We start from the raw sequence: 21,183 nt of genomic DNA on the forward strand, positions 1-21,183 counted from the left end.
CGCCTCCAGCTCCCGAGGGTCCATGGGCGGAGGCCCTGCCCTGTGGCGGAGCTCCTGCCACCCGGCGGAGCCGCTGTCACCCGGGGGCGGCGAGCCGACCGGCGGCGCCGTGAACACCCGCACGGCGGGCTGGTCGCGTCGGCGCGGCGGACGACCGGGCCGGCCGGGGGCTGGGGCGGAGCCCCAGTTGTGGGAAGGGGCGGGGAGGGGAGCAGCCCGCCGCAGGCGTACGCGTACCGCCGGACACCCGCCGAGCCCCGCCCCGCCACCGACGCCACCCCGCTACCGCGTACTCGTCCTCCAGCCGCTGAACTCGACCGTCCCCCGGGCGCCCGTGCCCCCGCTCGCCGCGCTCATGAAGATCCCGGCGTCCTGCGCGGACGCCCCGCCCGGCGCCGTCACCGTGGCCACCTTCCGCCAGCTCGCGCCGTCGTCGGTGGACAGCTCGCCGGTGTAGGAGGTGGCGGCGGTGCGGGTCAGCCGCAGCAGTACGGGCGCCTTGACGCCGGTGATCCGCTGGTAGGTGTCCAGCGTGCCGTCGCCGCCCGAGTCGTACGACAGGACGACGCCGTTGGCCGGGGTGACGGAGAGGTTCACAAAGCCGGGGGAGCCCGCCGTGGCGAGGTCGTCGCGGACGATGATCCCGGCCCGCGCCCAGGGCCCGGTGGCGGCCTGGGCGTCCACCTTCACGGTCATGGCCGTGCCCACCGTAAGGACGCCGTCGCGGTAGACGGAGCCGAATTCGGCGGTGCCCTTCCACAGGTCCTGGCCCGCGCCGTCGATCGCGAACCGCTCGTTCAGCTGGCCGAAGGCCGCACCGCTGTTGGTGACCGTCTTCAGCCCGTCCGCCAGCGGCCCGGCGATCCACAGCGTCCCGGTGCGCACGGCCCGCACCCGCTCCTCGCCCCGCGGCCCGTACGTCACGCCCAGCTCGTACGGCAGCGGCTCGAGCGGGTGCTGCAGCGGCTCGTCGGGCGCGGTGGCCCGCCAGCGGACCTCGCCGGTGCCGCCTGCCGGGACGCCCGGCAGCCGGGTCGGCCCGTCCGGGGACGGGTCGAGCCCGGTCACGGTGAGGTCGAAGTCGACGTGGCCGGTGGGGCGCAGCCCGCTCACGTTGCGGAGGGCGGCGGTGAGGGACGCGGAGCCGCCGGGCGGCAGGGTGGCGGGCTCGGCGGTGACGGCCGGCGTGCCCTGGTACGGGGCCTTGGCCAGCGCCTCGTACACCCGCTGGGCGGTGCGGTGGGCGTCCGCCGTCGGCCGCACGGGGTAGCTCTTGCGCTCGCGCGTCCACGGCTCCTCGACGGCGAACCAGTCGAAGGCGCGCGGCGTGCGGTCCTCCGCCAGCGCGTCCTCCAGCTCGTCCAGATAGGACTGCCACTGGGGGAGGTGGAAGTCGGCGATGAGACCGCTCCAGTCGCGGTTGGCGTAGTTGGCCAGTTTGCCGCCGTCGGCCGTGGAGCGGTCCGCCCAGGTGGTGATGAGGGTGCGCGCGGCCCGCTCCAGCTGGGCCGACTCCTCCTCGCCCGACGCCATTCGCTTGGCGTCCTCGAGCCATGGGCCCAGCAGGAACCGCCGGTGGGCGCCGGTCATGTCGTCGCTGAGCCGCATCAGCTTGAGCCACAGCCGGGACAGCGTCCGGAAGGCCGTGCGGTCCTTACGGTCGTAGGCGTCTTTCAGCTGCGGGATCAGCTGCCAGGAGCGGTTGGCGAGCGCCTGCCGGGCGATGTCGGTGAGGTCGTGGCGGTAGGCGTCGCTGTCGCGCAGCCCGGCGCGCACGCCCAGCAGCGCCGCGAAGGCCACGTCGAACCCGGCCGGGTCGAAGGCGGGGGTGTGGGTCGCGTAGTTGGTGCCCGAACGCGCGGTCAGGGAGGGCCGGGCGGCGAACACCGAGTCATGCGGGCGGCCGTCCTTGCTGCTGATCTCGTACGCGGTGTCGCGCAGCGCGGCGAACGCCTCCCGGGCCCTGTTGTCCCGCCCGCCGTAGCGCACATCGGCGTAGGAGCGGAACCACTCGGCCCGGTCCACCGCCTCGTCCCGCCACGCCAACTCGCTGAACAGCTCCAGCGCGGCCGGATCCCGCTCGACCGCCTCCGGCATATACGCCGTGCCGACCAGCTTGCTGCCCGGTTTGTCGCGCCATACGGTGAACCGCTTGGTCCACATGTGGGTCTTGGCGCCGATCGTGGTGCGGCCGCCGAAGTTGGGGATGGTGCCGAACGCGTACGGCACCGCGCCCCAGTCCTGCTCCCGGTCGGTGACGGTGTCCAGGTCCGAAAGACCGTCCACGATGAGCATCCGGTCGTGGTCGACGGCGTCCAGCAGATCGCGGCGCGGGTTCTCCTGCCAGCCGAGGATCACCCAGGTGGCGCCGGGGCGGGCGGTTTGGAGCGAGGTCTCCACGGCGCGGGCGGCCTCCGGCACGGGGACGTCACCGGGGTCGCCGCCCTCGTGCAGCAGATCCATCTTGAACAGCTCGGCCTCGCCGAACAGTTCACCCTGATGGCGGTAGAAGGCGGCGGCCACCTTCCGGAACACCTCGGTGCGCGGATCCAGCCAGTCGGGTCGCCTGAGCCCGTTCCAGTCGCCCTGCGGGACCGTACGGCCCCCCGGGTTGCGGTCCGCGAAACCGTCCGGGACGGTGCCGAAGTAGCCGGGGAACACCGGCCGCATGCCCAGCTCCCGCAGCCGGTCGGCGATCCGCCGCCCCAGCTCGGTGCGCTTGGCCAGGAGCGCGGTGGACACCGGGCCGCCGTATCCGCTCATGTTCTGGAGCAGCCACCACGGCTGGTGGGAGGGGGCGGGGAGCCAGGCGCGCGCCTCGGCCTCCGTATAGCCGAAGTCCTGGAGCAGCCGGTGGTAGACACCCTCCTGACCGGCGGTGACCAGCAGTTCGTTGCAGCCGTGCAGGGCCGCGATGTCGATCAGGTGCTCCCAGCGGTCCCAGTCGGCGAACGGCGCGGTGTAGCCGTCATGGGTGTCGTTGAACGCGAAGCGGTGCGGAAGCGCGGTCGAGCGGGTGACGCGCCGGGCGGGCGCGGGCAGCTTCCCCGGCAGGTTCAGCTGATCGCCGGACCAGGTGATCTGGGCGTGGCAGGTGTACTTGAGGTACCAGTGCACCCCGGTGAGCAGCACCGCCGGGCTGGTCCCGGAGACCGTCAGCCGTCCCGCGGACCCGCCGACCTCGAACCGCTCCTCATCGCCCCGCTTCTCCAGCGCCACCAGCCGGAACTGATCGGCGTGCGCCGGCAGCAGCCGCCGCAGGGCGGCGCGCGCGGGAGCGGTGTCGAACGCGGTCACGGCGGTGTCCTGTGCGTCATGCGGTTCGTCGGCCATCGCCGGTAACCCGCTCCCCAGTGTGGCCCCGGCCCCCAGTGCTCCGGCGGTTCCGATCAGCGTGCGTCTGCTCAGGTCGCTCATGCGCCCCCCAACGGACAACGGCCAATGGGTCATATGGACAAGGCACTTAACCAGCGTTGTGGGGTGGGAGCAATGGGGCGCACGGGAGGCCGGTGAAGGCCGACCGGCTCCGGCGGGCCGGGGCAGGCACGGTCGACCGGCTCCGGCGGCTCAGCCCCGGTCGAGGTAGGCGAGCACCGCCAGCACCCGCCGGTTGTCGTCGTCCGACGGCGGCAGGCCGAGCTTGCCGAAGATGTTGGAGGTGTGCTTGGCGACCGCCCGCTCGGTGACGACCAGCCGCGCCGCGATCGCCGTGTTCGACCGTCCCTCCGCCATCAGCTCCATCACCTCCAGCTCCCGCGGCGTCAGCCGCCCCAGCGGCCGGTCCTGGGCGCGCCGGTCCAGCAGCTGCGAGATCACCTGCGGATCCATCGCCGTGCCCCCGGCGGCGACCCGCCGCACCGCGTCGATGAACTGATCGGCGTCGAAGACCCGGTCCTTGAGCAGATATCCGATGCCCCCGCTGCCGTCCGCGAGCAGCTCCCGCGCGTACAGCTGCTCCACATGCTGCGACAGCACCAGCACCGGCAGCCCCGGCCGCGCCCGCCGCGCCGCCAGCGCGCACTGCAACCCCTCGTCGCTGAACGACGGCGGCAGCCGCACATCCACCACCGCCACATCCGGATCCAGCTCGGCCAGCGCCTTGCTCAGCTCGGGCCCGCTCTCCACGGCGGCCACGACCTCGAAGTCGTACGCCTCCAGCATCCGCACCAGCCCGTCCCGCAGGAGGAAGAGGTCTTCGGCGAGGACAACGCGCACGGCGGCTCCAAGACTTCGTCGGGCCCCTGGGGTGGGGGACGTGACCGAATCCGACGAATGTACCGCTGTGCGGTGAGCGGGAGGGGAACCGTTCTGCCGGATTCCGCGTAATGTCCTCTTGACCTGCTGCCGGCTGGTGGCGGGCGAACGAAGGGGGAGCCGGTGCTGGGTCGGATGCGGGTGATGGCGGGCGTGGCGGTGTCGCTTTCGGTGGCGCTGGTGGCGTGCGGGCCGGAGAAGGAGAAGGAGTGGACGGGGGCGGAGCCTTCGAAGGGGTCCGCGGCCGAGGCCGCGCGGTTCGCGCCGTTGGTGCGGCTGGCCAAGGGGGAGTCGCTGTTGCCGATGGACGCGACGCGGTTCATCGGGCGGTCCGCGCTCCGCTTCGACCACGAGGGCTTCTGCCGTGACGAGGGGCCGGTGGCCGATCCGATCGACCCGCGGCGGTTGGGGAGTAAGGACAACTCCTACCAGCACGCGGAGGTGCAGCCGGGGAAGTCGTCGTCCAAGCCGGTGTCCTGCCCCGGACACGGGGACAAGTGGCGCACCTCGACCGAGGCCGACGGCGGTTTCTATCTCGACCCGCCGAAGGAGGTGCGGAAGGGCGAGGGCACTGACGCGCCGGTCTACTGGGAGTACCACAACCACAAGACCGACCCGAAGCGCGCGGCGTACGTCTACTGGTTCTTCTACGCCTACAACAACCTGACCCCGGGCAACCGGCACGAGGGCGACTGGGAGCGCGTCGCGGTCCAACTGCGCGACGGCAAGCCGGAGGCGGTGACGTTCGCGAAGCACGGCAAGGATACGTGCAGCGTGAAGTGGTCGGAACTGGATCCGCAGGACGGGCATCCGACGGTGTACTCGGCGCGTGGTTCACACGGCTCCTATCCGACCGATAAGAACCAGTGGGTGAACGGCACGCTCGATCGGCCCTCGAAGGGCGGCGCCGAGTGGCGCACTTGGGAGCACGCCCGCGCCGCCAACCGCGAGCCCTGGTGGGGGTACGCCGGGTGGTGGGGGTCGCAGCAGCATGTGAGCGGATTCAACGGGCCGATGGGCCCGCGCCCGGGGCGTCTGCTGTCGGGCATCTTCACCGACGACAGCTGCGGGCCCGCCGACAAGCCGCCGACGGATCCGCCCAAGGACCAGCCCACGGACCAGCCCACGGATCAGCCCACAGAACAGCCCACGGACCAGGCCGCGCCCAGGACGAAGGAAGGGGCGATCCGGCGGTACGAGGAGTATCTGCACGCCGTGGGCCGGGAGGACATCAAGACGGTCTGCGAGGTGGCCGGGCCCGCGGCGAAGCAGGCGGAGGACCAGGGGTTCGGTCCGTGTACGTCCACGTTCCTCGTCACGTTCCAGATGATCTCGCCTACGCAGAAGAAGGCTCTGCAGACCGCCACGGTCGATCCGCGGAAGGTCGTCGTACGAACCCCCGATAAGTTCGACATTCCGGCCGATGCGGTCAAGGCCTCCGTCACCTTCTCCGAAAACGAGATCGGGACCAGCACCCTGGAGTACATGAAGGACGACTGGTACATCACCGACTGAGCGCGCGGCGCGGGTGCGTCATCGGGCGGCGCCCTGCGCCGAGAGGGCGCAGGGGATCTCCATCGTCACCATGGTGGGCCCGCCGACCGGGCTGCTGACCGCGAGAACCCCGTCGAACGTGCCCAGCCGCCGCTCGACGCCGCTCAGCCCGCCGCCCGGGGTGATCTCCGCGCCGCCGCGGCCGTCGTCGGTCACGGTGACGCGCAGCATGCCGTCCTGGTGGTGGACGTCCACCCACATCCGCGAGGCGCCCGCATGCTTGGCCGCGTTGGTCAGCACCTCGCTGACCGCGAAGTACGCCGCCGACTCGACCGGTTCCTCGGGGCGGCCGGCAAGGTCCACGTCCACCTCCACCGGCACCGCCATCCGCAAGCCCAGCGCGCGCACCGCGTCCCCCAGGCCGCGCTCGGCCAGTACGGGCGGATGGATGCCGCGGACCAGGTCGCGCAGCTCGGCCAGGGCCTCGGCGGAGTTCGTACGGGCCGCGGCGAGCAGCTCCCTGGCCTTGGCCGGGTCCTTCTCGATCAGCGCCTCCACGGTGCCCAGGCTCATGCCCATCGCCACGAGCCGGGCCTGGGCGCCGTCGTGCAGATCGCGCTCGATGCGGCGCAGTTCGGCGGCCGAGGTGTCCACGGCGTCGTGCCGGGTCTCGGTGAGCCGCCGCACCCGCTGCTCGAGCGCCATATGCGGGGTCGGGTCCAGGAAGGAGCGCGCCAGCAGGAAGTGGCCGCGCAGCAGGACGGGGGAGAGGACCGAGCCGAGGGCGAGGAAGCCGACACCGACCGGGACGGCCAGCAGGGCGGTGCCCAGCGAGTCGATGGGCAGGAACGCGTACCAGTAGGTGCCGCCCGCGTCCACGATCGGCTGCCACACCCCGGCGGCCAGTACGAACCCCTCGAGCCCGTACGGCATGAAGACGAAGGCCAGCAGTGCGATGGCGTACCCGGCCGTCATGTCGACCTGGAGCCACAGCAGATCGCGCCAGGTGGCCGGGTCCTTCAGCAGGAAGGTGCACAGCTCGACCTGTCCGGTGACCCCGGAGCGCCGATCGGCCGGCAGCGGGCGGTACGGCAGCTGGATCCGCACATCGGACCAGGCGGCGGCCAGCAGCCGGCGCCGATTGGCGTGCGCCCGCACCGCGCGGATCAGCGGAGGGGTGGTGAACACCCCGATGCCCAGCGGGATGAAGCTGATCGACAGGATCGTCAGCACGGACAGGGTGATCGACACCAGCGCGAGCCAGGAGACGGCGAACCCCCGTGCGCAGGCCGTCAGCGCTCCACGTGCCCTCATCCGGCTTCCCCCTCGCTGGTCGGAATGTGGTGCCCGCACCGGCGGGCCATCTCAGTGTGTCAGCGGCCCGCCGCCCGGACACGGGGGCCGGACACCGTCCCGGGGTGTACCTGGCACCACCTCCCCGCCTCGCCCTATGGCTCGGCGACAGGGTGGCTGCCCGGCTGGGGCGCGGACCTGCGGATTTCTAGTGTCGTGGCATGACCTGTTCCGTCCGTACCTCACGGGGAGAGACGCCATGAGCGCAACGAGGAAGGGCCTGGCCGTGCGGCTGGGCGGGTGGTCCACCCGCCACCGCAAGACCGCGATCACCGGATGGCTGCTGTTCGTCGTGGTCGTCGCCGTGGTCGGGGGAATGTCGGGGTCCCGGCAGATGACCAACTCCGAGAACAGTACGGGCGATTCCGCACGCGCCGAGAAGATCCTGGAGGACGCGGGCCTCCAGACCCCGGCCGGCGAGATGGTGATGCTGCGCAGCGACCGCCCGGACGGCTGGCGGGACGCGGCCCGCGATCTCTCGGCGCGCCTGGAGCGTACGGGCGAGACGGTGCGCGTGCAGCCCCCGGTGCGCTCGGAGAACGGGCGGGAGGCACTGATCAGCTTTGAGATGAAGGGCGACCCGGACACGGCCGGGAAGCGGGTGGAGCCCGTCGTCGAGGCCGTGGAGAAGACCGAATCGGACCATCGGGGCGTCGTGGCCTACGAGTTCGGCGACGCCACCGCCCAGCATCGGCTCGACGACATGCTGACCGACGACTTCAAGAAGGCCGAGCTGACCGCAGTACCGCTGGCGCTGGGCATTCTGCTGGTGGTCTTCGGGGCGCTGGTGGCCGCGCTGCTGCCGCTGCTGCTCGCGGTGACCGCCTGCCTCGGCAGCTTCGGACTGCTCGCCCTCGTCAGCCATCAGCTGCCCGTGTTCGACTCCACCAACTCGGTGATGTTCCTGGTGGGCCTGGCAGTCGGCGTCGACTACTCGCTGTTCTACCTGCGGCGGGAGCGCGATGAGCGGGCGGCGGGCCGGGACGCCGGGACCGCGCTGCGGATCGCGGCCGCCACCAGCGGCCGGGCGGTGCTGATCTCCGGGGTCACGGTCATGCTGGCGATGGCCGGGATGTTCCTGTCCGGGCTGCTGCTGTTCCACGGCTTCGCGGTCGCCACCATCCTGGTCGTGCTGATGGCGATGCTCGGCTCGGTGACCGTGCTGCCCGCGATGCTGTCCTGGCTGGGCGACCGGATCGACGCCGGGCGGGTGCCGCTGCGCAGCCGCCGCCGGAAGAAGGGCGTACACACCGGCGGTGGCCTCTCCGGCAGGCTGATGCGGCCGGTCCTGGCCAAGCCGAAGCTGTTCGCCGCCGTATCGGGCGCGCTGCTGCTGGTGCTGTGCGCGCCCGCCCTCGGGATGAAGACCGAACAGCTCGGCCTGGAGAAGCAGTTCGGCTCCGACGCCGCCATCACCGTGGCGTACCAGGAGATCACCGGCTCCTTCCCCGGCGGCCCCGCGCCGGCCGAGGTGGTGCTGCGCTCCGACGAGATCGACTCCGCCCGCTTCGACGCGGCGGTGGCGGACTTCAAGAAGGAGCTCGCCGCGTCCGGGCGGTTCGGGAAGACGGTCGACGTCGAGGCCCACCGTACGGAGGGGGTGGCCCGGATCGAGGTGCCGCTGGCCGGGGACGGTCAGGACGCCACCTCCCGGCGCGCCCTGGACACGCTCAAGGAGGATCTGGTGCCGAGGATCCTCGGACCGGTCTCCGACCAGGTGCATGTGACCGGTGAGCTCGCCTCCAGCCGCGACTTCAACGACCAGCTGAAGACGGACATCGCACCGGTCTTCCTCTTCATCGCCGCCGTGACCTTCGTGCTGATGCTGCTCTGCTTCCGGTCGCTGCCGATCGCGATCGTCTCCATCCTGCTCAACCTGCTGTCGGTGGGCGCCGCGTACGGCACGATGACCGCCGTCTTCCAGCACGGCTGGGGCGCGGAGTGGCTGGGGATGGAGCCGGCCGGGGCGATCGAGGGGTGGATGCCGCTGTTCGTCCTCGTCATCCTCTTCGGGCTGTCGATGGACTACCACGTGTTCGTGGTCTCGCGGATCCGGGAGGCCCATGAGCGGGGGCTCGCCACCCGGGACGCGATCCGCGAGGGCATCCGGACGACGGCCGGCTCGGTCACCGGGGCGGCCGCCATCATGGTCGCCGCGTTCGCGGTCTTCGCGCTGCTGCGGATGCAGGACATGCAGCAGATGGGCGTCGGGCTCGCGGTCGCGGTGCTGGTGGACGCCACGCTGGTGCGGATGGTGCTGCTGCCCTCGGTGATGGCGCTGCTCGGCGAGCGCAACTGGTACCTGCCGCGCGCCCTGCGGTGGCTGCCGAACGTGAGCCACGGTGAGGAGCCGGTGGAGCGGCCCCGACCGCCGCTGGTGGGGGCGGGCCGCTGAGGTTCCGGATCCGCTGAGGTGCCGGATCCGCTGAGGTTCCGGATCCGCCGAGGTGCCGGATCCGCTGAGGTCCCGGCCCCGCACCGCACGCGCCCGCCGTGGCGGACAGGCCGTCGGCCTGCCCGGCACGGCGGGCGTCAGGGTTCATGGACGCGTTCAGACGGTGGGCACGTACTTGTACCCCACCCGCCGCACCGTCACGATCGTCCCCCGGTGCTCGGCGCCCATCTTGCGGCGCAGCCGGGCCACATGGACGTCGACGGTCCGGCCGTCGCCGACATGGCCGTACCCCCACACCGTGGTCACCAGCTGATCGCGGGTGTGCACCCGGTGCGGATGGGCGACGAGATGGCTCAGCAGCTCGAACTCGAGGTACGTCAGGTCCAGCGGCCGCCCGGCGATCTCGGCGGTCCGCTGGTCGGGGTCGACCCGGATCAGCTCGTCACCCGTCACCGCCGGAACCCCCTCCGTGGGCGGCTCCGCCGCCTCGGGTACCTGCCGGTCGGCCGGGACCAGCACCAGATAGCCGACCATCGGCGGATGGCCGGGGAGCGCGGGCACGGTGTGCGGGGGAGCGGGCAGCCAGGTGGCGCCGGGGTGCAGCAGATCGGCGACCGGTGGCACCTCGTCGGGTGCGACGGCTCGCAGCCGCTGGCGGGCGGGAGGGACGGATGGGCTGGTCGGGGCCGCTGGAGCGGAGGCGGAGGCGGACGACAGGCCACGGAGGTTCGTCATGAGGTCAGCTCTTTCGCGCGAGAGGGCGTCAGTGGACGTCGTGCGCGCGGGCTGGGCGGCCGGGCGGAGAGGTCAGCGGCCGAGCGAGCGGGCCCGCGCATCGGATGCGCGGCAACACTCGCGGTCGAAGTGGTGCGCCTGCCGGGACGGCCAGAACGGCTCGAGGTCGTAACGACCCGTCGCGATGTCATGGAGGCTGGCCATGGCCCTATTGAAGCAGATACCGGGCCCGGAGCGCTCGGCCGTTGACCGGGAAGAGGTGCGACGATGCCCCGGTAAGAGGCCCCGCGCGGAAAGCTTCCGCAGGCCGCCGCGTACCCCTTGAGGAGCGCAAGCCCATGCCGCACATCGTCGTCGAATACTCCGACACCCTGACCGACGCGTTCGACCGCCCCGGCTTCGGTGCCGCCCTGCACCCGGTGGTCGCCAAGACCGTCGACACGGCGGTGGCGGGCTGCAAGACCCGGTTCCGGCGGATAGAGGAGTCCCATCTCGCGGACGGTGCCGATGACCTCGCCATGATCCACATCGAGGTGTCGATCCTGTCCGGGCGCGACGCGGAGACCAAGCGGGAGCTGTCCGCCGCGGTGATGGGGGTGGCGCGCGCCCATGTGTCGCCGGTGCCGGGGCTGACCGTGCGGACCACCGTCGACGTGCGGGATCTCGACCGGGACTGCTACGAGAAGCACGAGGCGGTCCATCCCGCCTGAACGGAGGCGCACGATACACCTTCGCGAGCAATTCCGGCATCTACCTATATACCAAGGCGAGGCGCACAATGGGGGTGCGGTGTTTTTACCGCACTGTGCGGTCAGACTTGCATGGATCGAAGGAGGCGAGTCGAATGGCCGACGTCTCACGTGCGAGAGGCGATATAACGGGCCACCCCGACGTGTCCGAGATGCGGGAGCGCTACGCACGCATGATGGACGCGCGGGACGTTGTCTTCCTCGACGGGCCGGTGCTTCTCGCCGGTCTGTACTTCGCCATCTCTCCCTGGGTGGTGCACTTCTCCGGCGCCAGCCCCAACCTCACGGTCAACAACCTCGTCCTCGGTATCACCATCGCCCTGCTGGGGCTCGGCCTCACCACGGCGCCGAGGAGGATGTACAGCCTGTGCTGGGCCATGTCCGCGATCGGTGTATGGATGATCATTTCTCCCTGGGTGGTCGCCCGGGGCGCCGATGCCGGGATGATCGTGAACAATGTCGTCGTGGGTGCCATCACCTGCCTGTTCGGCCTGATCGCGGCCGGCATGGTGATGCGGAAGGGCAGGGAAACCTGACCGGACGCTGAATCACCGAACCGTCTGGACAACGGCGAAGGCCGTCCACCGCATACCCTTCGGGGCCGTGCGGCGGACGGCCTTCACACGTTGACCCCGCCCTGGTGCGGGGCTTTTGCACGGGCTCTTGTGCGGGGCTTTTGTGCGTGCTTTTGTGCGGGTCTCAGCCGATCGGCTCGGGCAGCGGGACCACGTCGTAGGAGCACTCGATGGTCCGGCCGGTGGCCGGGTCGCCCAGCTCCACCCGCCAGCGCCCGGCGAACTGGTCCACGCCCTCGGCCATCGGGATGGTGCCGGAGATCAGCACGGTGCCGGGCACCAGGTCACCGCGTTCGCGCAGCACCTCGACCCAGTACGCGGGCGGCAGCAGCTCGGCCAGGGTGCCGCTCTGCACCTCGGTCTCCTCACCCTCGTGAGTGACCCAGGCGCGGAGCGTCAGATCGTCGAGGCGGGGCGCCACATCGGACAGCCGCCAGGCACGCGTGGCCAGCACATCCGGGGCCGCGTTCTTGCTCCAGGCCACGCCGTGGACCTCCAGCTCCCGGTCGGTGTGGTCGCAGGCCGCGGTCAGCAGCAGTTCCCCCTCCGCGGCCACGACCAGCGCCCACTCGGCCTCGCCCGAGGTGCGGGCGTGCTGCACGCTGACGCGGCCGGTCTGCTGGGCCAGGTAGGGGGCGACCGGGTAGAGGGCGGGTGTCACGGAGGGTGCGGGCACGCCCAGCTCGGCGAGCTCGGCCACATGGGCGGCCACATCCTCCTGGCTGCGTCCCGCGTAGCCCGCGTTGAGCACCTGGACGACCTCCACGTGGTGCAGGGAGCCATCGGGGAGTTCGAAGGTGAGCGAGGACGGGGCGGACTGTGCTGTGGGCTGCGACGGCTTCGTTGTCATGGCTGCTGTGTTCTCCAGGGCGCGGTGGGGCTTGTGGGGGCGATCTGCGGTTTCTGTGCTTGCCGGGCGGTGACCCGCTGCCGCGGGTGACCGCGCATTTCGCGGTTTCGAAGCGGTTAACTTCCTCCGGAGGGGTTGCGCATACGCTTGGTATACAAGAAGTATGCCGGAAGGCCGATCCGCGCAACCCCTACCCCTCGCACCACCACGAAAACGCCACGTACCATCCCGTAAGCCTCATGCACCACCTCGAGGACGGAATATGCAGCCCACCGCATCGAGCGCACCGCCACCCCGGGCCGACCGGTCCGGGGTCCGTCGCGCCTTCGTCGCCAGCCTCACCGGCACCGCCCTGGAGTGGTACGACTTCGCCGTCTACTCCGCCGCCGCGGCCCTGGTCTTCGGCGATCTCTTCTTCCCCTCCAAGGACCCCACCACCGGCACCCTGCTGGCGTTCTCCACCTACGCCGTCGGCTATGTCTCCCGGCCGCTGGGCGGCTTCGTCTTCGGACGGCTCGGCGATGTCATCGGCCGCAAGAAGGTGCTCATCGCGACGCTCGTGCTCATCGGCGGCGCCACACTGCTGATCGGGCTGCTGCCCACCTACGCCACGGTCGGCGTCGCGGCCCCGGTCGCGCTGGTGCTGCTGCGCTTCGCGCAGGGCGTCGGCGTCGGCGGCGAGTGGGGCGGCGCGGTGCTGCTGTCCAGCGAGTTCGGCGATCCGCGGCGGCGCGGCTTCTACGCCTCCGCCGCGCAGGTCGGCCCGCCGGCGGGCAATCTGCTGGCCAATGGCGTCCTGGCCGCGCTGGGCGCGGCGCTGACGGAGGACCAGTTCACCAACTGGGGCTGGCGGGTGGCGTTCCTGCTCTCCGGGCTCCTGGTGGTGTTCGGTCTGTGGATCCGCGCCAAGCTGGAGGAGACCCCGGTCTTCAAGGCGATGGAGGCCGCGCAGGACCGCCCGGAGGCGCCGCTGCGCGAGGTGTTCACCACCCAGCCGAGGGCGCTGACCGCCGCGATCCTCAGCCGGGTCGCCCCCGATGTGCTGTACGCGATGTTCACCGTCTTCGTGCTCACCTACGCCACCGGGGAACTCGACATGTCACGCGGCTCGGCGCTCACCGCCGTGCTGATCGGCTCCTCGCTGCAGATCGTGCTCATCCCGCTGGCCGGGGCGCTCTCGGACCGGGTCAACCGGCGGTTGCTGTACGTGGGCGCCGCCGTGGCCGCCGGGGTCTGGCCGTTCCTGTTCTTCCCGCTGGTCGCGGACGGCAGTTGGGCGCTGCTCACCCTCGGGGTCGTCGGCGCGCTGGTGATCCACTCGCTGATGTACGGGCCGCAGGCGGCCTTCATCGCCGAGCAGTTCTCCCCGCGGCTGCGCTACACCGGCTCCTCGCTCGCCTACACCCTCGCCGGGCTCATCGGCGGCGCGATCGCGCCGCTGCTCTTCACCACGCTGCTCGGGGCCTATCACGCCTGGGTGCCGCTGGCCATCTACATCGCGATCACCGCCGCGGTCACGGTGGCGGGCCTCTGGCTGGGCCGGGACCCGTCGACCGCCGAGGAGGAGGAGCCGGAGCCGCTCCCCGTCGGCCACAACACCGCCTCCACGACCGTGTCCTGACCGCCGCCCTGCCCGGTCCGTCCTGCCCCGTCCGTCCTGTCCCGCCCCGCCCCGCCTCACCCCGCCCCGCTTCGCGGAGCTGTAAAGCGAGCCGTACCGGGGAAGGGGCGGGATGGGACCGCGTACCCTGCCGGGATCACCAACCCCGACCGCACTCCGACGCTCCCGACGAGGGCCGCACCCCGACCCTCCGACCAGGAAATGAGGCAAGCACCCGCCATGCCCCTCCGCATCGCACTGAGCCAGATCACCACGGGCCCGGACCCGGCGTCGAACCTCGCCCTGCTGCGCGAGGAGAGCCGGCGGGCGGCGGCTGCCGGAGCGCGTCTGGTCGCCTTCCCGGAGGCGGCCATGGCCTGCTTCGGCACCCGGCTCGGCCCCATCGCCGAACCGCTGGACGGCCCCTGGGCCACCGAGGTCCGGCAGATCGCGAAGGACGCCGGGCTGGTGGTCGTGGCCGGGATGTTCACCCCGGCGCCCGACGGCCGGGTGACCAACACCCTGCTGGCCACCGGCCCGGGGGTGGAGACCTCCTACGACAAGATCCATCTGTATGACGCCTTCGGCTTCGCCGAGTCCAAGACGGTGGCCCCGGGCTCCGAGGTGGTGACCTTCGACCTCGACGGCGTCCGGATCGGCCTGGCCACCTGCTACGACGTACGGTTCCCCGAGCTCTTCCGGGCCCATGCCGACGCGGGCGCGGTGCTCTCCCTGCTGCCCGCCTCCTGGGGCGCGGGGCCCGGTAAGCGCGAGCAGTGGGAGCTGCTGACCCGGGCGCGGGCGCTGGACGCCACCGTATGGCTGGCGGCCGTGGGCCAGGCCGACCCGGAGGCGTCCGGCGTGACCGCCACGTCCTCCGCGCCCACCGGTATCGGCCACAGCGCACTGATCGGCCCCGACGGCACCGTACGGGAGCGGCTGGACGCGGGGCCGGGTCTGCTGGTGGGGGAGGTGGACACCGAGGAGGTCACCGCCGTGCGCCGCACGGTGTCCGTCCTGGCCAACCGCAGGCTGGGCGGACAGTCATGAGCGAGGCCGGGCGTACGACCATGGGCGAGGCCGGGCGTACGACCATGGGCGAGGCCGGGCGTACGGCCATGAGCGGCACCGCCGGGGCCAAGCCGGAGCACGAGTTCCATCTGCCCGTCGCGCCCTGGCGGCGGCCGCCGGGCGCGGCCGCGGGGGTCAGCGAACAGATCCTCGCCGCGGACGGGAGCGGCACCCACACCACCGCACTGGTGCGCTGGGAGCCGGGGACGGACACCTCTCCGTCCGGGGTGGTCCGCCACGACGGCTGGGAGGAGGTCTATCTCCTCGAGGGCAGCATGCGCGATCTGACCCTGGGGGAGACCTTCTCGCGCGGCTTCTACGCCTGCCGGCCGCCGGGGATGCCGCATGGCCCCTGGGTCTCCGAGGAGGGCGTCACCATGCTGGTGATCACCTATCCGGACGCGACGGCCGGGCGGTGACGCACCCCCGGGCAGTGCCTCACCCCGGGCGGTGAGTCCCCCGGGCGGTGGCTCACTCCCGGGCGGTGGCTCACCCGGCGAGCAGCACCTTCAGCGTCGACCCCAGATGGGCGCTGATCGCCGCGCGGGCCGCCTCCGGGTCCCCGGAGGCCACCGCGTCCAGGATCGCCCGGTGCTCGCCGAGCACCTCCTCCTGGCGGCCGGTCTGGGTGTAGAGGGCCACCACCCCGGCCCGGATCTGGCGGCTGCGCAGCCCGTCGTAGTGCCGGTTGAGGAGTTCATTGCCCACCGCGGCGATCATGGTCGCGTGGAAGAGGTGGTCCACGGCGATGAACTCCTTGGCCTGCTCCGGCCCCATCAGCTCGCGCTGCCGCTCCAGCAGCTCCGTCAGCTTCTCGACCGGCACCGTGCCCGCCTCGATGGTCCGCTCGGCGGCGTGGCGCTCGACGATCCCGCGCAGCTCCATCAGCTCGGTGATCTCCCGGCCGGAGAGCGGGGCGATATGCGCACCCCGCTTGGGGACCAGCTGGACCAGGTCCTCGGCCGCCAGCAGGAGCAGGGCCTCGCGGATCGGGGTCCGGGAGATGCCGATCCGGTCGGCGATCTCCTGCTCGGTGAGGAACCTGCCCTGCATGTCGGGATCGGTCAGTACGGTCTCCTTGAGGAACGCGTACGCCTTTTCTCGTCCGGACTGCGCTGGCACTGGGCCCCCATGCTGCTTCGCATACAATTCGTATACGAAAATTATCACGGACCGGTGGCCGCGTCGGGGGAGTCGGGTATCCAGGAGCCCTCCACGGCCCCCGCGACGAGGACCACCTTTCCGGCGACGGTGCCGGACTCGGCCAGCCGCATCGCCTTCGCGGCGTCGGAAAGCGGAATCCTCGCCGCCACCAATGCGGTGAACTCGCCCTTCGCCATCAGCTCCAGCACCTGCCCCAGGTCGGTGCGGATCCGCCCCTGGAAGGCGGCCAGACGCCGCCGCCCGGCCCAGAGGTTGAAGAAGTGCGCCCGCCGTCCGTTCGGCAGCAGGTTCCACAGGGTCAGCCGGGCGAGCAGCTTGAGCACCGGGGCCCGCGACGAGCCGGGGACGTCCCGGGTGGCCGCCGTGCCGTAGGAGACCAGCGTGCCGCCGCGGGCGAGCAGCCGGAAGGAGTCCACGATGCCCTCGCCGCCGATGTGGTCGAAGACCGCGTCGACACCGCCCGGCGCCAACGCCCGCACCCGGGCGGGCAGATCCGGATCGCGGTAGTCGAGCGGGGTGGCGCCGAGGGCGTGCACCGCGTCGTGGTGGCGGGGCGAGGCGGTGCCGATGACCTTGACGCCCGAGTGGCGGGCGAGCTGGACCAGAGTGGTGCCCACCCCGCCGTTGGCCCCGTGGACCAGCACGGTCATCCCGGGGCGCACCTTGGCCACGCGGTGGAGCATCTGCCAGGCCGTGATCCCGTTGACCACCACCGTCTCGGCCTCGGCCGCGTCCACCCCCTCGGGGACCTCCACCAGATCGCCCGCGTCGACGAGGGCGTGACTGGCCCAGCCGCCGATCTTCGTGAGCGCCGCGAACCGGCGCCCCCGCAGGGCCTGATCCACCCCGGGGCCGGTCGAGACCACCGTGCCCACCAGGTCATAGCCGGGCACGAAGGGGAACGGCGGCTGGTCGTAGTACTTCCCGCGGCGCATCTGCTGCTCCGCGAAGGAGACCCCCGACGCCTCGACGGCCACCAGTGCCTGCCCGGGACCGGGCTCGGGCAGCGGGCGGGTGCGGAGCTCGAGCCCTTCGGGCTCCACCCGGCCCGGCAGAACGACTTCGGTGATCATGGCTGACCTCGTTTCGAAGTGAGGTGCCCTCGTGGTTGTGAGAGCTTCTAACCAAACAATGAACCTGTTACTCTCGAGGTGTCAAGTCCGAGTTCGAAGGCCCACACGGGAGGCGCGTCCATGGCGACAGCACGGCGAGAGCGCTATCGCAAACAGACCCGGGAGGAGGCCAAGGCCGTGGCCCTGGCCCAGCTGGCCGAGTCGGGCACGGCGGGCATCTCGGTGAACGCGATCGCGAAGGCGATGGGGATGACCGGCCCCGCGCTGTACCGCTATTTCGCGAGCCGGGACGAGCTGCTGACCGAGCTGATCACCGACACCTACCGCGATCTGGCCGAAACCCTCGCCCAGGCCGTCGCCGACGCCGCCCCCGCCGACCGCTTCCGCGCCATGGCCCGCGCCCTGCGCGACTGGGCGAAGCGCCAGCCCGACCGCTATCTGCTCATCTACGGGACCCCGGTGCCCGGTTACCACGCGCCGCCGGAGACCGCCGAGATCGCGGGCGGGATGATGCGGACCATCGTTGACGCCTGCTCCGCCGTCGGTGATGCCGATGGCGCCACCGCGCGCGGCGCCACCACGAGCCACGAGCGGCAGCCCCTCACCGAGCTCGAGGCCGAGTTGGCGCGCCATCTCGAGGGCGTGGGCTCCTGGGTGCCCGGGGAGGAGCCCGGCGGTGAGCTGAAGGGCCGTGCGCTGCGCACCTGGACCCGGCTCCACGGCGTGATCAGCCTTGATGTTCAAGGCCAGTTCGCGGGCATGGGCTTTGATCCCTCGGTCCTCTTCGAGGCCGAGATCGACGCCCTGGTGCGGGGCGGCTGAGGTGCCCCGGTCCGAGCTGCCCGCCCGGCGGGCCCGGCGCACACTGGAGGGACACCGGAGCGCGACGGGGAGCGGAGGCCGCGATGGAGCAGGGTGAGTTCGATGTGGTCGTGGAGATCCCGGAGGGGTCCCGCAACAAGTACGAGATGGACCATGAGACCGGCCGGATCCGGCTGGACCGGATGCTGTTCACCTCGACGAAGTACCCGGCCGACTACGGCTATGTCGACCACACCCTCGGCCGGGACGGCGATCCGCTGGACGCCCTCGTCACCGTCGCCGAGCCGACCTTCCCCGGCTGTGTGATCCTCTGCCGTGCCATCGGCATGTACTGCATGCGCGACGAGCAGGGCCCGGACGAGAAGATCCTCTGCGTCCCGGCCCATGACCCGCGCTACGTCGGCGTGCAGGACATCGACGATGTCCCCGAATTCGACCGTAAGGAGATCACCCACTTCTTCGAGGTCTACAAGGACCTCGAGCCCGGCAAGTCCGTCGAGGGCTCCCACTGGGAGGGCCGCGACCGGGCCTACGCCGAGATAGCCTCCTCCCGCGCCCGCGCGGCCGAAACCGGCCGGTTCCAGAGCCCCTGAGCGGGACCGGTGGCGCCGTGCCCCTGAGCAGGGCCGACGCTCAGGGCACCGCCTCGCGCGGCGTCGGTACCCCGCGGTCGTTCTCCGGCACCCCGCGGTCGTTCCGCGGCTCCCGCAGCTCCCGGAACAGCCCGGGGCACCCCGTTCCCGCGCCACCTCGGCACATCCCGGGAGATCCGCGGGGAGAGCCGGCCGGAGATGTTGCTGACCGCGATGCCCAGCAGCGCCCGCGGCCCGGCCGCCCCCGCCAGCACGACGATCGAGGGCAGCGCGTCCCGGAGCCCCGGCAGCGCCTGGCACACCACCAGCGCCACCACCGCCGTACGTCCACCTTCCAGGCCAACGCCGGCGAGCGACGCACCAGTTGGGGCAGTCGGCGGGCCATGCCCCGGGCGGACCCGGGCGCCCGGGGTTACGGCGAGGTCCACCGATCGTGGAGCGCGTCCGGTGCGTCACGCGACCGGGAAAAGCGCTGGAGCCGCGCGCCGTTCGCATGCTTCGATGCGCTTCATGGTGTCCATCGACCGACTGCTCGCCTTCGCGGCCATGTCCTTCCTGCTGATCGTGATCCCCGGTCCGAGCGTGCTCTTCGTGGTCGGCCGGGCACTGGCCCAGGGCCGCCGCGCCGCGCTGACCACGGTCGTCGGCAATACGCTCGGGGCGTATGCGCTGGTCGTGGCCGTGGCACTGGGCGTCGGATCGGTGGTGGAGCGCTCGGACCTCGTCTTCACCGCGCTGAAGCTGGTGGGCGCCGCCTATCTGGTGTACCTGGGGGTCAAGGCGGTGCGGCAGCGCCGCTCGCTCCAGGCCGCCTTCACCGGCGACGGCCCCGCCCACGGGGGCCTGCGGACGCTGTGGGAGGGGTTCGCGGTCGGTGTGGCCAACCCCAAGACGATCGTGTTCTTCGCCGCCGTACTGCCCCAGTTCGTCGACCGCGAGCAGGGACATGTCGTACCGCAGATGCTGCTGCTCGGGCTGGTCTTCAACGCCATCGCGGTGGTCTCCGACAGCGTCTGGGGCCTGGCCGCGGCCACCGCCCGCACCTGGTTCGCCCGCTCCCCGCGGCGCCTCGCCATGGTCGGCGGTGCCGGCGGACTATCCATGATCGGCCTCGGCGTCACCGTCGCCGCGACCGGCCGAGCGGACTAGGGCCCTTCTGACGGATCTCCGCGGCGTCGCGACGCCCGGCACGCCCTCTCGCCCCACCGCGCGAAAACCCAAGTAGCTCCGCTACGAGGGCTTCCGCGCGGCACGCCGAGAGCACGCTCCCCCAGCTACCGCTGGGAGGTGCCCCCTGACGCCGCTCCTTCCTCCACGGAGATCCGTCAGAAGGACCCTAGCCCCGTATGGACTGTATGGACTCCGTCCGGATCAGGCCGCTGTGCTCCGACGACCTCCCCTCCGCCGAACGCGCCTCGGCCACCACCTTCCTCGAGGCCGACCGCCGCAGCAGGAGGGTCGGCGAACCCGAGCCCCGGCCCCGCCCGGCCGCCGCCTCCCGGCAGTGGATCGACCGGATGCGCCACTTCCTCATCGAGGACCCGGGCGGCTGCTGGGTCGCCGTGGACGAATCCGAAGGCGACGACGGCGTCATCGGCTTCGCCATCTCCCAGAACCGCGGCCCGTTCTGGTTCCTCGCCACCTACGGCGTGCTCCCCGGCCACCAGGCCAAGGGCATCGGCCGACGCCTCATGGACGCCGCCCTGGCCCATGCCGACGGCCGCCAGGGCATGTTCTCCTCCAGCGTCCACCCCGGGGCGACCCGGCGCTACCGGCTCGCCGGGTTCTCGCTCCACCCCCAGATGCGCATGGTCGGCACCGTCGACCGCGCCACCCTCCCCGCCATCACCGGCGTCCGTGAGGGACGGGACGACGACATCGACTGGATGAACCACCTCGACCGGCGGCTGCGCGGCGCCGGCCACGGCCCCGACCACACCTATATGCGGGGCACCCTGCGGCTCGTCGTCTCCCGCGCCTACGGCAGACCGGGCTATGTCTACATCGACGACCAGGGCCGCGCCGCCCTCCTCGCCGCCGCCCACCCGGCCACCGCCCAGGACCTGCTCTGGGAGGCCCTGGCCACCTCCAGCGGCGACACCCTCGTCAACTGCATCACCCCGGCCAACGAATGGGCGGTCGACGTCGGCCTGGCCGCCCGCCTCGACATCGGCCAGGAGGGCTATCTGGCCCTCCGCGCCATGCCGCCCCCGGCGCCCTACCTGGCCAGCGGCCAATTCCTCTGACGCGACGCGACGCGACGCCACGCCACGCCACGTGCCCCGCGTGCGCGGGCAGTTGAAGGCCGTAGCCGCGCGCCGCGCATGGGGTGGGAGGTGCGCTGGGGGAGGGGGTGGGCGCTGCGCCGTATGGGGTAATTCGGGGGCGTATCTATGGTGTTGGTGGCATGTCGCGCGCCTACTGGTGCTAAAGACCGGTGGGTTTCACATCTGCC

At 71.8% G+C, this 21,183-nt stretch carries 19 protein-coding genes; 11 read left to right on the top strand and 8 right to left on the bottom strand.

What is annotated here, in order from left to right; all coding sequences use genetic code 11:
- Positions 1-282: 282 nt before the first annotated feature.
- Both ACMTAK_RS35640 and ACMTAK_RS35645 read right to left on the bottom strand, forming a co-directional pair.
- Positions 283-3,417: an alpha-N-acetylglucosaminidase gene (locus ACMTAK_RS35640; RefSeq protein WP_413809983.1), complete on the bottom strand. Its 3,135-nt coding sequence runs from the start codon at positions 3,415-3,417 to the stop codon at positions 283-285.
- Between the two features lie 150 nt (positions 3,418-3,567).
- The gene (locus ACMTAK_RS35645; protein ID WP_413809984.1) at positions 3,568-4,215 is read right to left on the bottom strand and encodes a LuxR C-terminal-related transcriptional regulator; all 648 of its coding nucleotides are present in this window, start codon (positions 4,213-4,215) and stop codon (positions 3,568-3,570) included.
- Positions 4,216-4,377: 162 nt separating this feature from the next.
- Between ACMTAK_RS35645 and ACMTAK_RS35650 the strand changes: the two genes are divergently transcribed.
- On the top strand, positions 4,378-5,769 hold the full coding sequence (locus ACMTAK_RS35650; RefSeq protein ID WP_413809985.1) for a PT domain-containing protein: 1,392 nt from the start codon (positions 4,378-4,380) through the stop codon (positions 5,767-5,769).
- A gap of 18 nt (positions 5,770-5,787) precedes the next feature.
- Here ACMTAK_RS35650 and ACMTAK_RS35655 read toward each other — a convergent pair whose 3' ends face one another.
- On the bottom strand, positions 5,788-7,062 hold the full coding sequence (locus ACMTAK_RS35655; RefSeq protein ID WP_413809986.1) for a sensor histidine kinase: 1,275 nt from the start codon (positions 7,060-7,062) through the stop codon (positions 5,788-5,790).
- A gap of 238 nt (positions 7,063-7,300) precedes the next feature.
- On the opposite strand from ACMTAK_RS35655, the gene ACMTAK_RS35660 reads away from it, so the two are divergent.
- Positions 7,301-9,496, top strand: coding sequence for an MMPL family transporter (locus ACMTAK_RS35660; RefSeq protein WP_413809987.1), 2,196 nt, complete (start codon positions 7,301-7,303; stop codon positions 9,494-9,496).
- 156 nt (positions 9,497-9,652) lie between these two features.
- Here the strand turns inward: ACMTAK_RS35660 and ACMTAK_RS35665 are convergent, their stop codons facing one another.
- Together ACMTAK_RS35665 and ACMTAK_RS35670 are read right to left on the bottom strand one after the other, a co-directional pair.
- A complete protein-coding gene (locus tag ACMTAK_RS35665; protein ID WP_413809988.1) occupies positions 9,653-10,231 on the bottom strand; it encodes a winged helix-turn-helix domain-containing protein in 579 nt (192 codons plus the stop codon).
- Between the two features lie 72 nt (positions 10,232-10,303).
- Positions 10,304-10,435, bottom strand: a complete 132-nt coding sequence (locus ACMTAK_RS35670) for a hypothetical protein (protein WP_256649896.1) — start codon at positions 10,433-10,435, stop codon at positions 10,304-10,306.
- A gap of 134 nt (positions 10,436-10,569) precedes the next feature.
- Between ACMTAK_RS35670 and ACMTAK_RS35675 the strand changes: the two genes are divergently transcribed.
- Both ACMTAK_RS35675 and ACMTAK_RS35680 read left to right on the top strand, forming a co-directional pair.
- Complete coding sequence (locus ACMTAK_RS35675) at positions 10,570-10,941, top strand: 5-carboxymethyl-2-hydroxymuconate Delta-isomerase (RefSeq protein ID WP_413809989.1); 372 nt, start codon at positions 10,570-10,572, stop codon at positions 10,939-10,941.
- Positions 10,942-11,075: 134 nt separating this feature from the next.
- Positions 11,076-11,516 (top strand): SPW repeat protein, encoded by a 441-nt coding sequence (locus ACMTAK_RS35680; protein ID WP_413809990.1) that lies wholly within the window; start codon positions 11,076-11,078, stop codon positions 11,514-11,516.
- 163 nt (positions 11,517-11,679) lie between these two features.
- Here ACMTAK_RS35680 and ACMTAK_RS35685 read toward each other — a convergent pair whose 3' ends face one another.
- A complete protein-coding gene (locus ACMTAK_RS35685; protein ID WP_413809991.1) occupies positions 11,680-12,405 on the bottom strand; it encodes a DUF2848 domain-containing protein in 726 nt (241 codons plus the stop codon).
- A 262-nt stretch (positions 12,406-12,667) separates the two neighbouring features.
- On the opposite strand from ACMTAK_RS35685, the gene ACMTAK_RS35690 reads away from it, so the two are divergent.
- The 3 genes from ACMTAK_RS35690 to ACMTAK_RS35700 all read left to right on the top strand — a co-directional run bounded on the left by ACMTAK_RS35690 (position 12,668) and on the right by ACMTAK_RS35700 (position 15,495).
- A complete protein-coding gene (locus ACMTAK_RS35690; protein WP_413809992.1) occupies positions 12,668-14,026 on the top strand; it encodes an MFS transporter in 1,359 nt (452 codons plus the stop codon).
- 219 nt (positions 14,027-14,245) lie between these two features.
- Positions 14,246-15,055, top strand: a complete 810-nt coding sequence (locus ACMTAK_RS35695) for a carbon-nitrogen hydrolase family protein (protein WP_413809993.1) — start codon at positions 14,246-14,248, stop codon at positions 15,053-15,055.
- Positions 15,052-15,495 (top strand): cupin domain-containing protein, encoded by a 444-nt coding sequence (locus ACMTAK_RS35700; RefSeq protein ID WP_413809994.1) that lies wholly within the window; start codon positions 15,052-15,054, stop codon positions 15,493-15,495. The genes ACMTAK_RS35695 and ACMTAK_RS35700 overlap by 4 nt, the downstream gene beginning before the upstream one ends.
- 70 nt (positions 15,496-15,565) lie before the next feature.
- On the opposite strand, the gene ACMTAK_RS35705 is transcribed toward ACMTAK_RS35700, so the two are convergent.
- A complete protein-coding gene (locus ACMTAK_RS35705) occupies positions 15,566-16,198 on the bottom strand; it encodes a GntR family transcriptional regulator (RefSeq protein WP_385217446.1) in 633 nt (210 codons plus the stop codon).
- A gap of 44 nt (positions 16,199-16,242) precedes the next feature.
- Positions 16,243-17,313 (bottom strand): medium chain dehydrogenase/reductase family protein, encoded by a 1,071-nt coding sequence (locus ACMTAK_RS35710; protein ID WP_413809995.1) that lies wholly within the window; start codon positions 17,311-17,313, stop codon positions 16,243-16,245.
- 120 nt (positions 17,314-17,433) lie between these two features.
- Between ACMTAK_RS35710 and ACMTAK_RS35715 the strand changes: the two genes are divergently transcribed.
- From ACMTAK_RS35715 to ACMTAK_RS35730, 4 genes are all read left to right on the top strand, one after another.
- Positions 17,434-18,135, top strand: a complete 702-nt coding sequence (locus tag ACMTAK_RS35715) for a TetR/AcrR family transcriptional regulator (RefSeq protein WP_413809996.1) — start codon at positions 17,434-17,436, stop codon at positions 18,133-18,135.
- Between the two features lie 83 nt (positions 18,136-18,218).
- The gene (locus ACMTAK_RS35720) at positions 18,219-18,728 is read left to right on the top strand and encodes an inorganic diphosphatase (protein WP_413100736.1); all 510 of its coding nucleotides are present in this window, start codon (positions 18,219-18,221) and stop codon (positions 18,726-18,728) included.
- A gap of 510 nt (positions 18,729-19,238) precedes the next feature.
- The gene (locus ACMTAK_RS35725; RefSeq protein WP_413809997.1) at positions 19,239-19,877 is read left to right on the top strand and encodes a LysE family translocator; all 639 of its coding nucleotides are present in this window, start codon (positions 19,239-19,241) and stop codon (positions 19,875-19,877) included.
- 197 nt (positions 19,878-20,074) lie between these two features.
- Positions 20,075-20,974 carry a GNAT family N-acetyltransferase gene (locus tag ACMTAK_RS35730; RefSeq protein WP_413809998.1) on the top strand — a complete coding sequence of 300 codons (900 nt, stop codon included), beginning with the start codon at positions 20,075-20,077 and terminating at the stop codon, positions 20,972-20,974.
- Positions 20,975-21,183 lie beyond the last annotated feature (209 nt).

Source organism: Streptomyces lacaronensis (genome assembly GCF_047337785.1).
Taxonomy (GTDB): Bacteria; Actinomycetota; Actinomycetes; order Streptomycetales; family Streptomycetaceae; genus Streptomyces; species Streptomyces lycopersici.